Here is a 19,430-nt window from a genome sequence, read left to right on the forward strand (position 1 = left end):
TGATATATATGATAATACATAAATTTATAATACATGTTTTGGATAAGAATAGTGATGTTCCAATATTAAATGATTTTGAAGGTAAAGTTAATCAAGAAGTAGATGGATTTTTTCAAAAAGCAATAAAGAGAATTTCAAAGGATGAAGATTTAAGAAAAGGGATTTTTAAAGATTATAATGACAATTTAATTAAAAATTGTTGTGAACAAATAATATATGATGAAAGTTCATTTTTAAAAAACTCTAAAGAAATAGCATCTTATCTGTTTGATGTTATGAAGATTAATGCAGCATTAGAATCTTGTGATTTGGCAATTTGCTTGTATACTGTAAAAGATGAAAAGAGTGTTGCTATATTGAAATTAGATTATAAAAAATTGTATACTCATTCAATTGAGTTTGTAGATGATAAATTTAATATTCAAATGGTATCAAATGAAATTGGTATTCCAGAAACTTTAAGACAAAAACAAGGAGCTTTAATTGGATTAAGTGGAATGAATGATGAGTTTCATCTAAGACTCTTAGACAAAGATGCAGAAAAAGAGGGTTCAGAATCAAAGTTTGTAACAGAATTTTTGCATGCTAAAAAAATAGATGATGATAAGTATAAGACAAAAGTATTTAAAAATACAGCCGAAAATTGGATAACTAATGCTCTTAGTAATGATATAAAACAAGCAGAAGATGTAAGAAGTATATTAAATTATACATTAAAAGAAAAACATGAAATTGATATAAATGATTTTGTTGATAATTCAATTAAGGATGAAGAATTAAAAGGTAGTTTTAAAGAGCATATGGAAGAAAAAGGTCTTGATGAAGGTTTTAGCATAGATAAAAAATGGGTTGAGAAAAAGCTCAAAAAGAGAAGTATAAAAACTGATAATGGTTTTGATATAAAAGGGAACCTAACTGATTTTGAAGACCCAATGAAATATACTGTAAAGCAAAATCAAGATGGAACTATAGATATAGTAATAAAGAATGTAACATTTTATGAAGAAAAGTAATCTTAATTTGAGTAATTTATAGGATTGGATATAAATTAAGTTAGAAGAAATGTATAGTTAATATAGTTATAAATAAAATGTAGATTAGTCTGTGTAAACTTCTAATAGAAATATTAAGTAGAAGTAGACACAGACTATTTATATTTGTAGACAAAATGATGTTATTTATTTTCTTCGATATATTTACATATATCACCAATACATTTAAAGTTTTCAGCTTCCTCATCTGGTATTTCTATACCAAATTCATCTTCAAGAGCCATTATAATCTCAACAGCATCTAATGAATCAGCTTCTAAATCTTCCATTAAAGATGCTTCCATAGTTATTTCATCTAAATTGTCTAACCCTAATTGTTCTGCTATTATTTCTTTTATTTTTTCAAACATTTTAAGCCTCCTACAGCAGTTTTAATTAATTTTAATGTTAGTTTAATATAATATCAAAAATTTTTCAATATGCAATTAGTAAAAAAAAATAAAATTTTATAAAGGTAGTAATAAAGTCTTATTTGATGAATAAACTTTATTGATAACAAATATAACTTAGGAGGAAATGCTATGAAATATGTAGGCTTATTACTAACATCTGTAGGAATATTTTTACTTATAGCAGTAAATTTTTATTATAATTCAATAACTTTAGATATGCAACGAATAGAGGACTATGTAATGGAAACCAATTTAATTCTTGAAGATGTAGCAGAGAAGGAAAGCTATGTATCTAATGAAAAGGACGATTATATATCAAGATTAATGCATGTAAAGAAAGGCATAGAAAATTCAAAAACATCCTTCTTGATAGAAAGATATAAAGAATACAAAGTAAAATCAATAGAAAGTTTAATTTATACTATATCAGAAGAAAAAAAGGATTATTTAGATGAAGTTGATAGATACAATAAACTAGGAGAAAAAGAAATAAATAAATTAATCAATAAAAACTTTTTAGAAGTAACTTATCTGTCTATTACTACATATATTTAATTAAAGAGACAAAAGTTAGTCTCTTAATGATTCAAGGAGGATTAGTTATGACAAAATTAGAAGACAATATGGAACGTTTCTTTGGAGGATGCGAAGGATTTTTTAGTAATAAAATGTTGATAATAATAGTTATAGTATTCTTATTATTATGTACAGACATTTTAGAAGACTTATTATGCGATGACAATATATGGATATGGGTTATATTAATAGTATTGTTGTTATTTAACTTCGATGATGGTTGTTGTTGCTAAAAAATATTGATTATTAAATAGGCAGAGCCAGTAACTTATACAAGTTATGGTTTTGCCTTTTTTAGTTAAGATAAAAAAAATAAAAAAATAATAAAAATACATTAGCAAAATGGAAACCAAATGCATAGTATATGTTAGGAGCGAAAAGCTCAACAAAATATCAACAGGAGGTAACGTGGAATGTTAGATAGATTCTTTGGAGAAGATGGATGTTTTGGTGGAGGAGGATGGTGGATAATCGTACTATTCTTCCTATTTTTAGCTTTTGGAGAGAGCTGGGCAGAATTTGACATAATGGCATGGATTCCATTCTTAATAGTTTTATTAATACTTTGCTGCTGTAGTGGATGCTTAGAATAAGAGTAGTAATTATTAAAAAAGGAGGAGTTTATTATGTTAGATAGATTTTTTGGAAACGATGGATGTTTTGGTGGGGGAGGATGGTGGATAATCGTATTATTCTTCCTATTCTTAGCTTTTGAAGATTGTTGGAGAGATATCGATATAATGTCATGGATACCATTCTTAATACTATTATTAATAACTTGTTCATGTGGTGGATTCTTTGATGGTGATGATGGTTGTGGCTGCGGCTGCTAAAACTAAACTGTTAAAGTGAAAAAATGCTGGTATGTTTTATACCAGCATTTTTTTATTTTATTTTTTAATGTAATTTAAATTAAGAATGAATATTATTAAAATTGTTGAATATAGGGTATAATATAAAATATAATGTATTTAAATGTACTTGCTTTTATGGTAAAATAAGAACTTATATAAATATAGTTAAAATAAGAACCTGTATAAATTTGGTTCAGATTTAGATAAATTTAGCAAAATTAGGAGGATGAAAATGAAAAGTAATATAACGATAAAAGATGTTGCTAAACAAGCAGGCGTGTCAATATCTACAGTATCTAGAGTTATAAATGATTCAAAACCTGTGACTGATGAAGTCAAACAAAAAGTTTTAGAGGTTATAAAAGAAACTGGATATATTCCAAATCCACTTGCAAGAAGCTTAGTAACTAAAAAGAGTCAATTAATAGGGGTAATAGTTCCAGAAGTTTCAGATTCTTTTGTTAATGAGATATTAAATGGAATAGAAGAAGTTGCTAAAATGTATGATTATGATATTCTTTTAGCTAATACATACTCTGATAAAGAACAAGAGTTAAAGAGTATAAATCTATTAAGAGCAAAACAAGTAGAAGGTATAGTTATGATTTCATGGGTAGTTGAACAAGAGCATATCAACTATATACAAAATTGTGGTATACCAGCAACATATATAAGTAAAACTGCTAGAAATTATGATATATACACAGTGAGCACTAGTAATAAAGAAGCTACTTTTGATATGACAGAACATCTTATAAAGAAAGGTCATGAAAAGATAGCTTTTATAATGACAAGTAAAGATGATACTGTTTTAGAAATGGAAAGACTTTCAGGCTACGAAGAAGCACTTTCAAGTAATAATATAGAGTTGGACAAGAGTTTAATCAAATATGGTGGAACTGATTATGAAAGTGGATACCATAGTATGAAAGAATTATTGGATGAAGGAATAATACCTCATGCAGCCTTTGTTACGGGTGATGAGGCTGCTATAGGAGCTATAAATGCTATCTGTGATGCTGGATATAAGGTTCCAGAAGACATATCAGTTGCAGGATTTAATGATGTTAAGATAGCTAAGATGTATAGGCCTAAGCTTACTACAGTTTATCAGCCTTTATATGATATGGGAGCAGTAGCAATAAGAATGGTTATTAAATTAATCAATAAAGAATTAATTGAAAACAAGAAAATAGAATTACCTTATCAAATTGTTGATAGAGAAAGTGTTATAGAGAGAAAGAAATAAAGTTATTAAAGTCAATCAGGTAGTGTTTAAAACACTACCTGATTTTTAGTTTAAATAATATGCAATTAAAATATTTTAGTTAAAAATAATAACTTTAAACCTTAAAAGTAGTTTATTTTTGTTTATTCATGAGGGTTGGATTTTTTAGTTTTCTTAAATATACTCTTAGATTTTTTTTGTTGATTATTTGGTGTATTTTTTGGTGCAGGTGTATTTGATTTACCTTTAGTTGGTTGCTTAGTCTTTTTAGTTTTAGCAGGTTTAGTATCTCTTTGAGTCTCTGCATCTGATATTTTATCCATTATAGTATCTAATTTTTTACGTTGATTGTCATCTAAAAATGCTTTGAATTTTGATACTACTTCCTCTCTTCCATCTAGGTTCTTACCTATCTTTATAAGTTCCTCCATAAGTTCACTTTCTGATTTCCCTTTGTAATTATCAGCAATCTTTTCTATCTTATCCTTGTCAATATTTTTTTGCTTAGCCATCTTTTCTAATGAATCTGTATCTATTTTTTTCATAAAAAAACCCCTTTCTATAAATATATATTGAATTATATTCATACTATTTATATATAGAAATAATATTGAAGTGGTGAATTGTGAGTGATATATAATATAAATAAAAATTCTTATAGATAATATATATGCACTGAGCTTTAAAAATGGAACATTAAAATATGAAAAACATACTTTAATATAGGGCAATTATATAATATAAGGGGGAATTGTCTTGAATAACTTACTATTTTTGATTGGAGTGATTGCATTGAGTAATGGTAATATCTCTATATTTGATGATAAAGATAAATCAAAGAAAAATAATAGAGCCAGAAAAAACAAAAAAAATTCAAATGAGAAATTATCAAAAGCTATACATGAAACTTTAAGGTTTGATGCAAATGATATAAAAAGAGGTCTAAGACTTATGGATTTGAGTGAAGAAGACCTAGAAATGGGAATGGAAATAATAACAAGAACTAAAAAATACATGTCAAGAGATGAAAGGAAAATACTAGTAAAAATAGAAAGTATTTTAGACTTAGTTAGAGGCATAAAGAAACTTAACAATATAGATGTGGTAGATGTTGAAGAGGAAACAGATTTTTTTAGAAAAATGGATAGTGAAGACAAAAAAAATATGATGATAAAAGAAATTATAGATGTATTTCCAGAAAAGAGAAAAAATTCTGTTGAAAAGGCTATAGGAATGAAAAAAAAGATAGATTTATTTGCAGAATTGTTTTTACCTGATGATTTTGGTGAAGGTGGATTTAGTTTAAGTTCTTTGGCAAATATAAATAATCTAGGTAGTATGAATAATCTTAAACTGCTAGGAAATCTTTTAAGAGGTGATGATAGTAATAATGATGATGATGAATATGAAGATAATAATGAAGAAGATGAAGAGTCAACATATGAAGATGAAGAATTAGATTATGAAGATGAGATAGATGATAATGAAGAAGAATTAACAGAAGATGAAGAAACAGACCATGAGTATGCAGAAAATGATGAAAATATAGTATATGATGAAGAATTATATGATGTTAATGAACAAAAGCATGAACATAATCGTAATGAAAAAAATACTAGAAGTAAAGCTAAGAGAAAGTAATAATTAACTAAATACATAAAGAGAAAAGGAAGAAAAAGTAATACTAGAATAAGATTATCTTAATTACTATATAAAACCACTTTAAAAAATTCAAAATTTATTATATAATAATAATATGAAATCCTGAAACATACGATAAGGCTTTTTTAAATTCAACCTACAAATGAAATACGGGAGACCGTGTCTAGTAAATTATAACATGCCTGTTTAGTTTGGACGTTAAAGGTTACTGGCAAGTCACCCACCTGGGAGTGCCTAGGGTGTGAATTTACTTAGCCACCGGTGTTTCGGGACAAAAAAAGTGCTACTGTTTTAAATAGTAGTACTTTTTTTTATTAAAATGCATTTTTCTACCAAATATACCTAATTATTGATAAATTTAAAAAGCTAAGTAACAATTAGGATTATAAGTGCATAGTATTAATTAGGCTATAAAAAGCCGAAGACTTAATAAGAATCGCTTACAGGGAGGGCAATGAAAAATGCAAGATTACAAAAAAAATAAAAGAAGAATGCTAAATCAGCCAATGTCTACAATGAATGAAGAAGAAGTGTATACAGATGAAATAAGTTCAGATGAGATGAGAGGATTCAAAAAATCACATCATCATAATGGATGTAACAATGATAATAATTGTGATTGTCATGATGATTGTAAACCTAATCCATGCAATCCATGTAAACCTAATCCATGTGATGACAATTGTGGATGCCATGATAATTGTAAATGTGATTGTGAACCATGCCAAATGGATTCAGATGAATGTTTTGAAAACAAATGTGGACCAAACTGCTGTAATCCTATATCTCCAAGAAACTTTTCTGTAGCAAATGCAGTTCCATTTGCAATAGAAGCTAATAGAATTTTTGATACTATGCAATTCCAAACATTTACAGATGCAACTGGACCAAATGGAGAACCATTAACTTTTGAAACAGAAGTAGTAGAAGTATTTGGTTCAGTTCCAAGTGCAGGTAGAGCAAGTGTAACTATAGATAAAATATGCTTAAGTAATGATGGAATAGTTATAGACACAGGAATGACAACTTTAGAAGATTTCGATTTAGATCCATTAGGAGATATAATAGGAAGAAACTGTGAAACAACTTTTGAATATGCAGTATGTGGAGAAAGAAACGCTGAATGTTGTAGACAAGGAAAAGGCAAATCAGTAGCTTATAAACAAAGAGGCTTAACTGTAGCAGTTCGTAATCTAGTATTAGAACTAAGAGGTAGATGTGGATGTACAGAATTCGTTGCATTAGCTTTCCCAGCAGTTAGAGCAGGAGGTGGATGTAAGAGAAGAGTTGATTTTGTAGAATTTACTTTTAACACACTTTCAGCACCAATATGCTTGCCAGCTGACGGAAGAGCTGTCACTTTAAGACAAGAATACCAAACTAACTTAACTGTAGATTGTATAGGAAAATCTATATTAAAATTAGAATGTAATGAATGTTGTGAACCTATGTATGAATTAATTATACCAAATGATATAGATTTAGTACTTTGCTTACAAGAAACAGTTAGCACATTAATAAGTGAACAAATAGTAGTTTTAGCATCACCAAACCCAATCCAACCAAGACTTGTTGATACTTTCTCTAAAGTATGTGATTTTTCGCAATGTGGACCTAATCATGGAAGTGGAAATTCAGGTTGCCACAGATAGATAGGTAGATATATAGACAGTTTAAATTATAAATAAAAATCATTTAAGGAAGGCTACCAATAGTAGATGATTTACATTGGTAGCCTTCACGTTATTTATAACTAATGTATAGATTTTATAGATTTAAAAAGTACTATAGTATGTAATAAACAGGTAAATATTGATACTATTGTCATTGTGTATATGTATGCATAAATATTAAGTCCTGGAATGGGAAGAAATACATATAGAGCTACTAGCTGAATTAACATACCAATGATAGTGTTTATACTTGAAGCTAATTCTTTTCTTATTGAATGTAAAATACCAGATAGTGTTTGATTTAGTGACATAAATAGTGGTACTAAAAACATAGCTTTTAAATATTCTCCAGCAAGTTTATTTTTAAATACTAGTATACATAAATCTTTTCCAAAGAAATAAAAAAACACTGATGATAGTATACCTACAAATAAAGTTAGGAGTACAGAATACTTTATTTTTTTTAGGACACTTTTACGTTTTCTTAAGGCCATTTCTTGTGATATAGTAGGTATCAAATTTACAATAAGTGCTGAGCCAACAGTAAATGGTAAAAATATAAATGGCATTACCATCCCGCTGACGACACCATACATACTTAATGATTGTTGATAAGTCATGCCTGATAATGCTAATCTTGATGGTATCATCATAGAGCTAATAGATTGTAAAAGTATATTTGACATTCTATTGCAAGTTATAGGTATGGACATTTTCAATGTTTCCATAGAGGAATTATAAAAATCTTTTATACTTATAATATATTTATTGTCAAATGAAGAATCTCGACATAAACATATGAGCATAAATATGATATTACTCAATTCACCAATAGATATACCTAAAAGAGCAATATAACAATTCATAGACTTATCATTTACATACATAACGAGTAAAAAAACAAATAGAATTTTACCCATCTGTTCAATAATTTGTCCAATAGCAGGAACTTTTACGTTCTTTATGCCGTAGTAATACCCCCTAAGTACATTTGAAAGTGTTATTATAACTATGGCAGGACAAACTGCTAGTATAAATAAGTTCAATTTAGGGTCTTTTAGAAACTTAAGTGATAAAAAAGAACTATTGAAAGATGCAACTATAGATATAATTAATGCTACAAAAAATGATATGTATAAAGTTGATATAAACAAAGCATTAGTGTTGTGCTTATCATTTAAAGCTTTTCTTTTTGCAACTAGACAACTAAGTGCAGTAGGTATTCCAGTTGTTGTAACAGCTAAACAAATCATTAAAAAGTTAAAAATCATATGATATATACCTAGACCTGTTTCGCCTAAAGCTCTTGATAAGAATATTTTATATAAAAATCCAAATATTCTTACGACAAAGTTAGACATAAATAAAATAACTGTTGATAGTACTAAATAAGGTACTTTCAAAAAAAATCACCTCCTTATCTTTTAAATATATTCATAAGGAGGTGTAAAAATTTATAATTTTATAAATTCTGGTTTCATTTTATTAAATTTAGATACATACTTAAATCCCATGTTTTTTAGTAATGAATATATGTAATCAAATTCATATGCAACTTGACTTACATGATGTGAATCTGAGCCTGTGGTTATGATTTCTCCTCCTAAATCTTTATACATCTGAAGGATATATCTAGATGGAGTTAAATCTGGCAGGTTGTATCTGTAGCAAGATGTGTTTATTTCGATACCTTTACCATCATAGATAGCTTGCTTGAGAGTTTCTTCAATTATATCTGAAAATAGTCTGTCATCTAGGATGGTATCATAAGGTGCATATCTTTTAATTAAATCTAAATGACCTAAAACAGAGTAATCCTTGTAGTTTTTAACAATATTATACAAATAAAGGTAGTAGTTCTCATAGACCTCATGTTGAGTCTTACCTTCAAAATAGCTACCAAGGTATAAATCCATTTTATCTATAGCATGAATAGAGCATATTATAAAATCTAATGGATATTGATGAGCTTCTTTTCTATATGTATCTATTAATTGAGTTTGAACTCCAAATTCAATCCCTTTTTTTATTGATATTTTATCTTTATATCTATTTTTAAGAGTTTCTAGACTTTTAAAATAATCTTCGTAAACAATCGAAAAAGAATCATCCGCATAAACATCATAATCGACATGGTCTGTGAAACAAATTTCATTTATACCAAGGTCTATAGATTTTTTTATCATTTCTTCCATTGTAGATTTTCCATCAGTAGAGAAACTTGAGTGCATGTGATAGTCGTAAAACATAAATATTTCCCCTTTTTATAAAAATTTTGGTATTATATATACATACTAAATAATATCAAATATATGCTAAGGCATCAATAAAATATAAAAACAATAAGCGGTGATAAATGTGGAAAAATACAAAATAGATTTAAGTGAAAGGAAGTCAACTAAATATATACAAATATTTAATCATATAAAGCAGTTAATAATAAACAAAGAACTAGTTGAGCATGAAAAACTTCCACCAATAAGAAAGTTATCAGATTATTTACATGTAAATAATACTACTATAGTTAAAGTATATGAGCTTTTGGAAAATGAAGGATATGTATATAAAATTATAGGAAGTGGAACTTTTGTATCAAATTCAAATTCTTATAAAAATGGTATAGATAAAGGGAAAAATAAGAATATTAGACAAAGAGATGATTTAATTCATTTCGATAATGGAAATCCATCTAATGATATGTTTCCTATAGATTCATTTAAAAATGCTGTAAACATGGCATTATCTAAAGATGGAAGTTCAATATTTGATTACGATGAAGGGCTAGGCTCTGAGGAGTTAAGAGAAAAGATGGTAGAGTATTTAAGTGATGAAAATATAAATACTACTAAAGAAAACATTCAAATAATCTCAGGAGCACAGCAAGGTATAGATATAGTTTGTAAAGGGCTTATAAGTTATTCTGATGTTGTTTTTATGGAAGAACCCTCTTACAATGGAGCAATTGAAGTATTTAAAAGTAGAGGTGCAAAAATAATATCTATACCTATGTTAGATGATGGAATTGATATAGGTATTTTAAAATTAAAATTGGAAAAAATAAAACCAAGACTTATATATATTATGCCTAATTTTCAAAATCCAACAGGTATATCTTATTCTACATATAAAAAAAAGAAGCTAATAGAATTGGCAGAAGAGCATGATTTTTATATAATTGAAGATGATTTTATCAGTGATTTTATATTTGATTCAGAGGATAATAGGACAGTCAGGAGCTATGATGATAAAAATAGGGTAGTATATATAAAGAGTTTTTCAAAAATACTTATGCCAGGCTTAAGAATAGGAATTGTAGAAATGCCAAATGAATTATTAAAAAAAGTTTTGTGGGCTAAATATTCATCAGACATATCAACACCAGGTCTTATTCAAAAATCAATGTATTACTATATGGAGAATTTCAATTGGAAGAATTATCTAAGTCATATAGAGAAGATATATACTGATAAGTACAAGTTAGCAAAAAACTTGATTAATGATAAATTGAGTGGTAAATTAAAAGTTAGAAAATCTTGTGGAGGTATAAACTTTTTTTTAGAATTGCCAAGAGGGTATACATCACAAAGCTTTACAAGTTTTATGTTAAATAAAGGAGTATCCATGCTTCCAGGGACTTATTTTTTTGATAATCTAGTGGATGATAGATTTTTTAGAATAAATATAGCTCGTCCAAGTATGGAAGAGTTAGAAAAGGGAATATCTATAATAAGTGATAATATAGAAGAGTTTTTCTGTGAATATAAAAATAAGTTAGATATAAAAAGTAATAAATTATTTTATTAATAAATAGAAGTTTTTTAGGAGGAAAAAATGTTTGACAAGAAGAAATTAGATAGGATTAATGAATTAGCAAAGAAAAATAAAGAGGGAGTTCTTTCTGATGATGAAATCAAAGAAAGGGAGATTTTAAGAAAGGAATATTTAGAAAATTTTAGAGCTCATTTTAAATCAAGACTTGATAGTGTTAAAGTAGTCTCACCAGAAGAATATGAACAATATATGAAAAATAATAAAAATTAAAACTTAATAGGAGGAAAACATGGACTTAAAGCATAAATTTAAGAATGCATGGGAAATTGAAAAAAAAGAGAATGCTATTGAACAGGTTATGGAATATGCTCGCAATTATATGGATTTTTTAAGTAAATCAAAAACTGAAAGACTTTCAGTAAAAGAAATTATAAAATTGGCTAAAGAAAATGGTTATATTTCAATAGATGAAGCTATGGAAAATGGAAGTGTAAGTCATGGGGACAAGATTTATGCTATAAATAAAGAAAAAGCAGTGGCACTTTTTGTAATAGGTAAAAACTATATAGAAAAAGGTATGAAGATTATAGGTAGTCATATAGATTCTCCAAGATTAGATTTAAAACCAAACCCATTGTATCAAGAAGCTAATCTAGGTTTTTTTAAGACTCACTACTATGGAGGAATTAAAAAATATCAATGGACAGCTATTCCTCTTGCTTTACATGGAGTAGTTATATTAAATGATGGTACAAAGGTGGATGTATCTATTGGTGAAGAAGACAGTGACCCAGTGTTTTGTGTAACTGACCTATTAGTTCATTTAGCTGGAAACCAAATGCAAAAGAAATTGTCAGAAGGAATCAGTGGTGAAGCTTTAAATGTATTAATTGGAAATATGCCTTTGGATGGCGAAGAAAAAGAACCTATAACAGCAAATATATTAAAAATTTTAAATGAAAAATATAGTATAGTTGAAGAAGATTTATTAAGCGCTGAGATTGAAGTAGTTCCAGCTGGGAAGGCAAGAGATTTGGGGTTTGATAGGTCAATGGTATTAGGATATGGTCATGATGATAGAGTATGTTCATATGCTGCTGTAAAAGCTATACTAGAGACTAGACAACCAGAATTTACTTCAGTTACATTATGTGTAGACAAAGAAGAAGTTGGCTCCCAAGGAAATACAGGTATGCATTCAAAGTTTTTTGAAAATACTGTGGCTGAGTTAATAGCTTTAGAAGGCGATTACTGTGATATTAAGGTAAGAAGAGCTTTAGCAAATAGTAAAGTATTATCAGCTGATGTTGCAGCTGGATATGACCCAAATTTTGATGAGGCATATGAAAAAAGAAACTCTGCATATATGGGAAATGGAATAGTTTTAAATAAGTATACTGGTTCGAGAGGTAAGAGTGGATGTAATGATGCTAATGCTGAGTTTATATCAGAAGTAAAAAGAATTTTTAACGAGGGTAATGTAGTATGGCAAACTGCTGAACTTGGTAAAGTGGACCAAGGTGGAGGTGGAACAATAGCCTATATCTTAGCAAATCAAGGTGCAGAGGTTATAGATTGTGGTGTTGGTGTTTTAAATATGCATGCACCGCATGAGATTGTTTCTAAAGTAGATATATATGAAATGTACAAAGGATATAAATCGTTTTTTAATATAAATTTATAAGTTTAATATACAATATTATAAGTAATAAGTAATAAGCAAATAGAGTAGTATTATACTATGCTCATTAATTAAATGAACATAGTATAATACTACTCTATTTATTATTTTATTATTTAACAGCTTATAATTTAAATTTGAGTGTCGTGTATTAAAATTATTATATTATGATTTCAAAGTACTCACATAGTCTGTTTAGAAATTTATCTTCCAATGGAGAAAAAGTTTTCTTTTTAGAATAAATAAAGAAAAATTTTCTTGTAAAATCAACATCTTTTACTTTGTAGCATTTTATTTTGCCTACATTTAGATAATCAATAGCTGAAATATATGATATAAAAGATACACCAAGGCCTAATCTAACCATTTCTTTAATGGCTTCATTTGATTCTACATGAGCTATTACATTTAATTTGTTTACCGGAAAGTTATTTTTGCTAAGGGTGTTTAGTATTAAGTTTCTAGTACCAGAGCCTTCTTTTCTCATAATAAAATTGACAGAAGCCAATTCTTCTATATCAATGTAATTGTTATTGTTATCAATTTTAAAATCTGAAGGAGTAATAAGTACAAGTTCATCATCTAATAAGTCTAGATATTCGATTTGAGGATTGTTAATTTTAGAACCAACTAATCCAAAGCTTATCCGTTCATTTAAAATTTCTGATATAGCATATTGAGAATCATAATGGCTTATGGAAAATTTTACATCTGGATAACTCATAGAAAAATTCTTCATAAAATCAGGTAGAATATAAGTTTCAGGTATAGAACTACATGCTATATCTATAATACCTTCTATTTTACCTGAATATTCTTTTATATCATAAATTGCACGTTTGCAGTTATTTAATATATATATGGCATGCTCATAAAGAATTTCACCAGATTTTGTGAGTGTAATAACTTTGTTGCTTCTGTTTATAAGTACAGTTTCTAACTCTCTTTCTAAATTTTGTATGTGTGCACTTACAGTAGGTTGAGTTAAAAAAAGTTCTCTTGCAGCTTTTGAAAAACTTTGATGTTTTGCAACAGCAACAAATACTTCAAGTTGTTTAAAATCCATTATTTAATCCTCCTTAAATTATCTAAAACTATTATAACATATTTGATAAATTAATAGTTAAAGGTGATTTTTTGAAATAGAAAACCTTAAAATGTTTATGGAGTTTTTGATTGTTTAGGAATAATTTGGTATAATGTTATAAGGATATTTACCACAAGTATCTTGTAAATTGAATTTTCAAAATTCAACTTTAAAATGTGTTTTGTTACAAAAAAATTACAGATAGCTTCTTAATCTTATTAAATTTAAATAAATATTATATAATTATTTTATAAAATAATAAACGTAATTATTGAAAAAAAAGATAATCACACAATGAGATATAGATAAATATTATAAAATTTAAGAAAGGAGGATTGATTTATGAAGTTAAAAAGGTCATTAGTTTGTGTAACTATTTTAGGGATTGTACTTGTTGGATGTCATAAAGAAACTACTAAAGAGAAAAATCAAGTAGCAAGTAAAGCAACACAGCAAAAAACTATGACAAAAGTTCAAAATGATGTTAATGAAATGATGGATAAAGATTATAAATATGTTATAAAAAATATGGGAATACCTTATAACACAATTTATTATATAAAAAATAAGAATTTAAAAAAATCAAATACAATGCAAGATATAAATACATCAAGTTATATGACATTAGTTTACCCTAAATATACTGGAAACAATGAATTAGATGGAAGTGCTTTATACATTAACATTAATAAAAATAAAGTTGTTAATGTTGAAACAAATTCCTTTTCATCACAAAGTATAACAGCTATAGATGAAAGTTATGGTATTATGATTGAAACAAATGATAATGAAAAATCAGCTGTATCCTTGGAGGAATATAAAAACATTGACTTGGGAGAGTATATTGGAGTTGAAGAATCTAGGATAAATGAAATCGTGGGTAATGCCAATTATAATTTAACAGCATATAACCATGAAGGAAATAGGGTAGTGAAGAGTTATAGATTAAAAGAAGATAATAAATTATTAGACAAAGAAATACTTACAATAAGTATAGTAGATAATAAAATAAAGTCTATAAAAACTATTGAGAGTGATAAAGTTGTAAAAATAATAAAAGGAGCTTTATTAGAATAATGAATTTTAAAGCATACAAGTCTGTTTTAAGGTAGAAGTAAATTTCTAACTTGAAGCAGTTTTTTTTTATAAAATGTATAAAATTGAAATTAATACAATTAATGATAATTTTATAAGATTTATTAAATTTAAACTGCAATTATAGATAACAATTAGTTATAATTAAATATAAGCTAAAATGATTTATTGCAATTTACAATTATACTACATTAAGAATGTTTTTAAATAAAAAATATATTGGGGTGTATTTAAAATGATAGGATTAGCAGATGCCATAAAAATTATTGAAGAAAATGTTATACCAATAAGTAGGATTAAGAGAGTTAATCTTATAGAAGCAGTAAATAAAGTAGTTGCAGAAGATATATATTCAACAATTGATAGTCCTCCATTTGACAGGTCACCATATGATGGTTATGCATATGATGCAAATTCTGAAAATAAAAATTTAAAGGTTATAGGAACATTATATGCAGGAGAAGTGTTTGATGGTATATTAAATAAAAATGAAGCAGTGAAGATAATGACTGGTGGAAAAATTCCAAAGGGAGCAAACTGTGTAGTAAAGAAAGAAGATGTGACAACTAGAGAAGACATGATAACTTTAAATATAAAACTAAAGGAATATGACAATTATATATTTAAAGGTGAGGATATAAAAAAAGGTCAATTAATTATTAGTAAAAATCAAAATATAGGGTATGATGGTATAGGAGTATTAGCGAGTCTTGGAATATCTAAATTAACTGTATATGATGATTTAAAAGTTGGTATTTTAAATACAGGAACAGAATTACAAGATATAAATGAAACTTTGGAGGATGGCAAAATATATGATAGCAATAGATATACATTATATTCAAAGCTTTTAAAGCTTGGAATACAAGCAGATACAATATGTAATTGTACTGATGATATACAAGAATTAGAAAAAAAAGTAAAGGATATGCTAGAAACTGTAGATTTTTTAATTACTACAGGTGGTGTATCTGTTGGAGATAAAGATTTAATACCAGATGTATTTAGAAACATAGGAGCAAAAGAATTGTTTTGGAAGATAAATATTAAACCTGGAGGAGCTTGTTATGTAGCTACATTGGGAGAAAAAATATTGTTTGGGCTTTCTGGCAATCCACATGCGGCAATTGTGGTATTTGATAATGTAGTTGTTCCTGTGATTGAGTATTTAACATATAAAGACAGCAATCATTATATAAAAGCTATATTTAAAGGAGAATTTAACAAAGTCTCAAATAACGATAGATTTGTAAGTGGAAAATTATATACAGATGAAGGTAAATTATATGTTACATTAAATGATAAAAAAGATGCCAAGGCTAGATTATCTGCAACATTGAGAAGCAATTGCATGATTAAGATAAAAAAGAGAGAAATAATAAAAGAAAATCAATTAGTAGATGTTGTTGTTATATAGTTTTATGAAGGGGATATGGTTTTATGTATAATGTATTATCAATTGTCTCTTATTCAGGAGTAGGTAAAACTACGTTGATTGAAGGTATAGTAAGAGAATTAAGTAAAGAAGGGTATAATGTTGGAGTTATCAAACACACATGCCATGATTTTGAGATAGATGAGGAAGGGAAAGATACTTATAAACATAGAAAATCAGGTGCGAGGAAAGTTTGTATAATATCAAATAAGAGGTTAGCATATATTGAAGAATTAAAAGATAAAAATCCACTATATAAAATGATTAAGTTTTATGAAGATATGGACTTGATTATTATAGAAGGATATAAAAATTATAGATTTAAAAGATTAGAGGTAACTAGAAAGGATAAGTATAAGGATATTTTATCAAATAAATCTGATTTGATAGGTATTATAAGTGACATAGAATATGATTTAAATATTAAGCAGTTTAGTTTGAATGACTATAAAAATGTATCAAAGTACATAGAATATTGTATAAAAAATAATACTTTAAAATTAAATGATAGTGAAATAAAAAACATATTAAAAGAATAATTTTAAGATATTATTTTGATATAAAATGGTATAATTATTTATATATAAACAAAGATATGAGAAATTTATTTAATTATAAAAATCGTATTTTGAATTATAAAATATTATAGAAATCGTAGGAGGATAATATGAAAAAAATATTAGTAGCATGTGGAGCAGGAATTGCAACATCAACAGTAGTTTGCGATAAAGTAGAAAGATTGGTTAAAGAAAATAACATACAAGCAGAAGTTATACAATGTAAAATTGCTGAATGTGCAACAAAACAAGAAGGTGCTGATTTGATAGTATCTACTACTATATTGCCAACAACTTATGATATACCTGCAATAAAAGCAACAGCATACATAACAGGTATAAATACTGCTGCATTAGATAAGAAAATATTGGATGCTTTAAAATAAGTTTTTGAGTTTACAGTTATAAAAAATATTTAGTACTAAATATAGAGTTGTATCTTGTAAAATTTTATTTACATAGATATGGCTCTTTTTAGGTGTATTTTAAATATATGATTATATAAAATAAGTATTCAATTTTATGAAACATATTCTTTTGAATTGCAATTTTATAAAAGATTTAAAATTAGTGTTATGTTATACTAATTTAAGGGTATTTTTTAGACGTATTGATAAAGGAGGATTTAAAACTTATGATAAAACAATTTGTCAAATATTATAAACCATATAAGAAAATCTTTACATTAGACCTTATAGCTGCGTTCTTATTTTCTTTATGTGATTTAGTTTATCCTATGATAACTAGAAATATAATGGATGACATTGTTCCAAATAAAAATTTAAGAATGCTAGTAGTTTTTGCAGTTGTACTTATACTTATATTTATAGCAAAAGCAGGGCTTAATTATTTTATGCAATATTGGGGACATGTCATTGGTGTAGATATGCAAGCTGATATGAGAAATGAGGTATTTACACACTTACAGAGGCTTCCAAATACTTATTTTGATAATAATAAATCTGGTGTAACTATGTCTAGAATAGTAAATGACTTAATGGATATAACAGAACTTGCACATCATGGTCCTGAAGATTTATTCATTTCTATAGTAATGCTAGTTGGTTCATTCTTTATACTTATAGATATAAATATTCCTCTTACTCTTATAATTTTTGCTATATTGCCATTTATAATTTGGTTTGCTATAACAAAAAAAGATAAGATGAATATAGCCTTTATGAAAAGTAGAGTTACTATAGGTGATGTAAATGCAACTTTAGAAAATAGCATAGCTGGAATGAAAGTAACTAAGTCTTTTTGTACTGAAAAAGAAGAATTAAATAAGTTTGTAAGAAGTAATAAATTATTTAGGAGAGCACGACAAGATTCTTATAAAGTAATGGCAGAATATTATTCTGGTATGAATTTATATATGGATATTTTGGAATGGGTAGTTGTTATAGCTGGTGGATACTTTACTTATCTTGGGAAAATTACTTTAGGTGATTTTGCTGCATATATATTATATGTAAAGATGTTTATACAACCTATGAAGAAATTGATAAACTTTACAGAACAATATCAAAATGGTATGACAGGTTTTAAAAGATTCATAGAGATAATGGAACAGGACCATCAAAAAGAAGCTAAAAACCCTGTTGAACTTGAACATGTAAAAGGTAACATCGAGATAGAAAATATATCTTTTACATATGAAGATGATACCCAAGTATTAGATAATCTAAGTTTATCTATAGAAGCTGGTAAAACTATAGCTTTAGTAGGTCCTTCTGGTGGAGGAAAGACTACATTGTGTAATTTATTGCCAAGATTTTATGAGTTTGATAAAGGTGACATAAAAATTGATGGAAAAAGTATCAGGGATGTAAGTTTAAAATCTTTGAGAAAAAATATAGGTATAGTTCAACAAGATGTATTTTTATTTACAGGAACTATAAGAGATAATATTCTTTGTGGAAATCCTAGTGCTACAGATGAAGAGATGATTGAGGCTGCAAAAAAAGCTAGAATACACGATTTCGTAGAAACTTTGCCAGATGGATATGATACTTATATAGGAGAAAGAGGAGTAAAATTATCTGGGGGACAAAAACAAAGAATTTCAATCTCAAGAATCTTTTTAAAGAATCCTCCAATAATAATATTGGATGAAGCTACTTCCGCTTTAGATAATGTAACAGAAAGAGAAATTCAAGAGTCCTTAGAAGAGTTAAGTAAAGATAGAACAAATTTAGTTGTTGCACATAGGTTGACTACTATAAAAAATGCTGATGAAATCATAGTACTGACAGATAAAGGAATTGAAGAAAGAGGTACTCATGAAGAGTTAGTAAATAAAAATGGAGTATATAGTAGATTACACAATAACTAACATATACATTAAATTTATAAACATAGAATATA

Annotated in this window: 21 protein-coding genes and 1 other RNA gene; 17 read left to right on the forward strand and 5 right to left on the reverse strand. The window is 27.1% G+C overall.

Annotated elements, in window-relative coordinates:
• The first annotated feature begins 8 nt into the window (after positions 1–8).
• Positions 9–1,013 (forward strand): nucleoid-associated protein, encoded by a 1,005-nt coding sequence (locus tag IR151_RS08115; protein ID WP_227434024.1) that lies wholly within the window; start codon positions 9–11, stop codon positions 1,011–1,013.
• Between the two features lie 161 nt (positions 1,014–1,174).
• On the opposite strand, the gene acpP is transcribed toward IR151_RS08115, so the two are convergent.
• Positions 1,175–1,402: an acyl carrier protein gene (gene acpP, locus IR151_RS08120; RefSeq protein ID WP_227434025.1), complete on the reverse strand. Its 228-nt coding sequence runs from the start codon at positions 1,400–1,402 to the stop codon at positions 1,175–1,177.
• A gap of 171 nt (positions 1,403–1,573) precedes the next feature.
• Here acpP and IR151_RS08125 point away from each other — a divergent pair, with 171 nt between their 5' ends.
• The 5 genes from IR151_RS08125 (at position 1,574) to ccpA (ending at position 4,123) form a co-directional block, all read left to right on the forward strand.
• Positions 1,574–1,999 carry a hypothetical protein gene (locus tag IR151_RS08125; RefSeq protein ID WP_227434026.1) on the forward strand — a complete coding sequence of 142 codons (426 nt, stop codon included), beginning with the start codon at positions 1,574–1,576 and terminating at the stop codon, positions 1,997–1,999.
• 47 nt (positions 2,000–2,046) lie between these two features.
• Positions 2,047–2,253 (forward strand): hypothetical protein, encoded by a 207-nt coding sequence (locus IR151_RS08130; RefSeq protein WP_227434027.1) that lies wholly within the window; start codon positions 2,047–2,049, stop codon positions 2,251–2,253.
• A 180-nt stretch (positions 2,254–2,433) separates the two neighbouring features.
• On the forward strand, positions 2,434–2,613 hold the full coding sequence (locus IR151_RS08135) for a hypothetical protein (protein WP_227434028.1): 180 nt from the start codon (positions 2,434–2,436) through the stop codon (positions 2,611–2,613).
• Positions 2,614–2,646: 33 nt separating this feature from the next.
• Positions 2,647–2,853, forward strand: coding sequence for a hypothetical protein (locus tag IR151_RS08140; protein WP_227434029.1), 207 nt, complete (start codon positions 2,647–2,649; stop codon positions 2,851–2,853).
• A gap of 247 nt (positions 2,854–3,100) precedes the next feature.
• Complete coding sequence (gene ccpA / locus IR151_RS08145) at positions 3,101–4,123, forward strand: LacI family transcriptional regulator CcpA (protein WP_413926669.1); 1,023 nt, start codon at positions 3,101–3,103, stop codon at positions 4,121–4,123.
• Positions 4,124–4,245: 122 nt separating this feature from the next.
• On the opposite strand, the gene IR151_RS08150 is transcribed toward ccpA, so the two are convergent.
• A complete protein-coding gene (locus IR151_RS08150) occupies positions 4,246–4,647 on the reverse strand; it encodes a hypothetical protein (protein ID WP_227434031.1) in 402 nt (133 codons plus the stop codon).
• A 211-nt stretch (positions 4,648–4,858) separates the two neighbouring features.
• On the opposite strand from IR151_RS08150, the gene IR151_RS08155 reads away from it, so the two are divergent.
• The 3 genes from IR151_RS08155 (at position 4,859) to IR151_RS08165 (ending at position 7,416) form a co-directional block, all read left to right on the forward strand.
• Positions 4,859–5,743: a hypothetical protein gene (locus IR151_RS08155; protein WP_227434032.1), complete on the forward strand. Its 885-nt coding sequence runs from the start codon at positions 4,859–4,861 to the stop codon at positions 5,741–5,743.
• A 117-nt stretch (positions 5,744–5,860) separates the two neighbouring features.
• Positions 5,861–6,041, forward strand: a non-coding RNA gene (gene ssrS, locus IR151_RS08160) — 6S RNA.
• Positions 6,042–6,225: 184 nt separating this feature from the next.
• On the forward strand, positions 6,226–7,416 hold the full coding sequence (locus tag IR151_RS08165; RefSeq protein WP_227434033.1) for a hypothetical protein: 1,191 nt from the start codon (positions 6,226–6,228) through the stop codon (positions 7,414–7,416).
• 101 nt (positions 7,417–7,517) lie between these two features.
• On the opposite strand, the gene IR151_RS08170 is transcribed toward IR151_RS08165, so the two are convergent.
• Positions 7,518–8,840 (reverse strand): polysaccharide biosynthesis protein, encoded by a 1,323-nt coding sequence (locus IR151_RS08170; RefSeq protein WP_227434034.1) that lies wholly within the window; start codon positions 8,838–8,840, stop codon positions 7,518–7,520.
• A gap of 51 nt (positions 8,841–8,891) precedes the next feature.
• A complete protein-coding gene (locus IR151_RS08175) occupies positions 8,892–9,686 on the reverse strand; it encodes a histidinol-phosphatase HisJ family protein (protein ID WP_227434035.1) in 795 nt (264 codons plus the stop codon).
• A gap of 109 nt (positions 9,687–9,795) precedes the next feature.
• On the opposite strand from IR151_RS08175, the gene IR151_RS08180 reads away from it, so the two are divergent.
• The 3 genes from IR151_RS08180 to IR151_RS08190 are packed head-to-tail and all read left to right on the forward strand — an operon-like array spanning position 9,796 to position 12,892.
• Positions 9,796–11,241: a PLP-dependent aminotransferase family protein gene (locus tag IR151_RS08180; protein ID WP_227434036.1), complete on the forward strand. Its 1,446-nt coding sequence runs from the start codon at positions 9,796–9,798 to the stop codon at positions 11,239–11,241.
• Between the two features lie 27 nt (positions 11,242–11,268).
• Positions 11,269–11,478 (forward strand): DUF896 domain-containing protein, encoded by a 210-nt coding sequence (locus IR151_RS08185; protein WP_021383914.1) that lies wholly within the window; start codon positions 11,269–11,271, stop codon positions 11,476–11,478.
• A gap of 19 nt (positions 11,479–11,497) precedes the next feature.
• A complete protein-coding gene (locus tag IR151_RS08190; RefSeq protein WP_227434037.1) occupies positions 11,498–12,892 on the forward strand; it encodes an aminopeptidase in 1,395 nt (464 codons plus the stop codon).
• A gap of 157 nt (positions 12,893–13,049) precedes the next feature.
• On the opposite strand, the gene IR151_RS08195 is transcribed toward IR151_RS08190, so the two are convergent.
• Positions 13,050–13,955, reverse strand: coding sequence for a selenium metabolism-associated LysR family transcriptional regulator (locus tag IR151_RS08195; RefSeq protein WP_227434038.1), 906 nt, complete (start codon positions 13,953–13,955; stop codon positions 13,050–13,052).
• 363 nt (positions 13,956–14,318) lie between these two features.
• Here IR151_RS08195 and IR151_RS08200 point away from each other — a divergent pair, with 363 nt between their 5' ends.
• From IR151_RS08200 to IR151_RS08220, 5 genes are all read left to right on the forward strand, one after another.
• Positions 14,319–15,053 carry a hypothetical protein gene (locus tag IR151_RS08200; protein WP_227434039.1) on the forward strand — a complete coding sequence of 245 codons (735 nt, stop codon included), beginning with the start codon at positions 14,319–14,321 and terminating at the stop codon, positions 15,051–15,053.
• A 253-nt stretch (positions 15,054–15,306) separates the two neighbouring features.
• Complete coding sequence (locus IR151_RS08205) at positions 15,307–16,488, forward strand: molybdopterin molybdotransferase MoeA (RefSeq protein ID WP_227434040.1); 1,182 nt, start codon at positions 15,307–15,309, stop codon at positions 16,486–16,488.
• Positions 16,489–16,511: 23 nt separating this feature from the next.
• Positions 16,512–17,045, forward strand: a complete 534-nt coding sequence (gene mobB, locus IR151_RS08210) for a molybdopterin-guanine dinucleotide biosynthesis protein B (RefSeq protein WP_227434041.1) — start codon at positions 16,512–16,514, stop codon at positions 17,043–17,045.
• Between the two features lie 128 nt (positions 17,046–17,173).
• A complete protein-coding gene (locus IR151_RS08215; protein WP_227434042.1) occupies positions 17,174–17,449 on the forward strand; it encodes a PTS sugar transporter subunit IIB in 276 nt (91 codons plus the stop codon).
• 248 nt (positions 17,450–17,697) lie between these two features.
• Positions 17,698–19,398, forward strand: coding sequence for an ABC transporter ATP-binding protein (locus IR151_RS08220; RefSeq protein WP_227434043.1), 1,701 nt, complete (start codon positions 17,698–17,700; stop codon positions 19,396–19,398).
• Positions 19,399–19,430: the final 32 nt, after the last annotated feature.

It is taken from the genome of Clostridioides sp. ES-S-0006-03 (genome assembly GCF_020662275.1).
Lineage (GTDB): Bacteria > Bacillota > Clostridia > Peptostreptococcales > Peptostreptococcaceae > Clostridioides.

What these genes read in the sequence shown, in the direction of transcription:
- IR151_RS08115 (WP_227434024.1), top strand. Translation starts at nt 9, where the DNA reads ATGATAATACATAAATTTATAATACATGTTTTGGATAAGAATAGTGAT.
- acpP (WP_227434025.1), bottom strand. Translation starts at nt 1,402, where the DNA reads ATGTTTGAAAAAATAAAAGAAATAATAGCAGAACAATTAGGGTTAGAC.
- IR151_RS08125 (WP_227434026.1), top strand. Translation starts at nt 1,574, where the DNA reads ATGAAATATGTAGGCTTATTACTAACATCTGTAGGAATATTTTTACTT.
- IR151_RS08130 (WP_227434027.1), top strand. Translation starts at nt 2,047, where the DNA reads ATGACAAAATTAGAAGACAATATGGAACGTTTCTTTGGAGGATGCGAA.
- IR151_RS08135 (WP_227434028.1), top strand. Translation starts at nt 2,434, where the DNA reads ATGTTAGATAGATTCTTTGGAGAAGATGGATGTTTTGGTGGAGGAGGA.
- IR151_RS08140 (WP_227434029.1), top strand. Translation starts at nt 2,647, where the DNA reads ATGTTAGATAGATTTTTTGGAAACGATGGATGTTTTGGTGGGGGAGGA.
- ccpA (WP_413926669.1), top strand. Translation starts at nt 3,101, where the DNA reads ATGAAAATGAAAAGTAATATAACGATAAAAGATGTTGCTAAACAAGCA.
- IR151_RS08150 (WP_227434031.1), bottom strand. Translation starts at nt 4,647, where the DNA reads ATGAAAAAAATAGATACAGATTCATTAGAAAAGATGGCTAAGCAAAAA.
- IR151_RS08165 (WP_227434033.1), top strand. Translation starts at nt 6,226, where the DNA reads ATGCAAGATTACAAAAAAAATAAAAGAAGAATGCTAAATCAGCCAATG.
- IR151_RS08175 (WP_227434035.1), bottom strand. Translation starts at nt 9,686, where the DNA reads ATGTTTTACGACTATCACATGCACTCAAGTTTCTCTACTGATGGAAAA.
- IR151_RS08185 (WP_021383914.1), top strand. Translation starts at nt 11,269, where the DNA reads ATGTTTGACAAGAAGAAATTAGATAGGATTAATGAATTAGCAAAGAAA.
- IR151_RS08190 (WP_227434037.1), top strand. Translation starts at nt 11,498, where the DNA reads ATGGACTTAAAGCATAAATTTAAGAATGCATGGGAAATTGAAAAAAAA.
- IR151_RS08195 (WP_227434038.1), bottom strand. Translation starts at nt 13,955, where the DNA reads ATGGATTTTAAACAACTTGAAGTATTTGTTGCTGTTGCAAAACATCAA.
- IR151_RS08200 (WP_227434039.1), top strand. Translation starts at nt 14,319, where the DNA reads ATGAAGTTAAAAAGGTCATTAGTTTGTGTAACTATTTTAGGGATTGTA.
- IR151_RS08205 (WP_227434040.1), top strand. Translation starts at nt 15,307, where the DNA reads ATGATAGGATTAGCAGATGCCATAAAAATTATTGAAGAAAATGTTATA.
- mobB (WP_227434041.1), top strand. Translation starts at nt 16,512, where the DNA reads ATGTATAATGTATTATCAATTGTCTCTTATTCAGGAGTAGGTAAAACT.
- IR151_RS08215 (WP_227434042.1), top strand. Translation starts at nt 17,174, where the DNA reads ATGAAAAAAATATTAGTAGCATGTGGAGCAGGAATTGCAACATCAACA.
- IR151_RS08220 (WP_227434043.1), top strand. Translation starts at nt 17,698, where the DNA reads ATGATAAAACAATTTGTCAAATATTATAAACCATATAAGAAAATCTTT.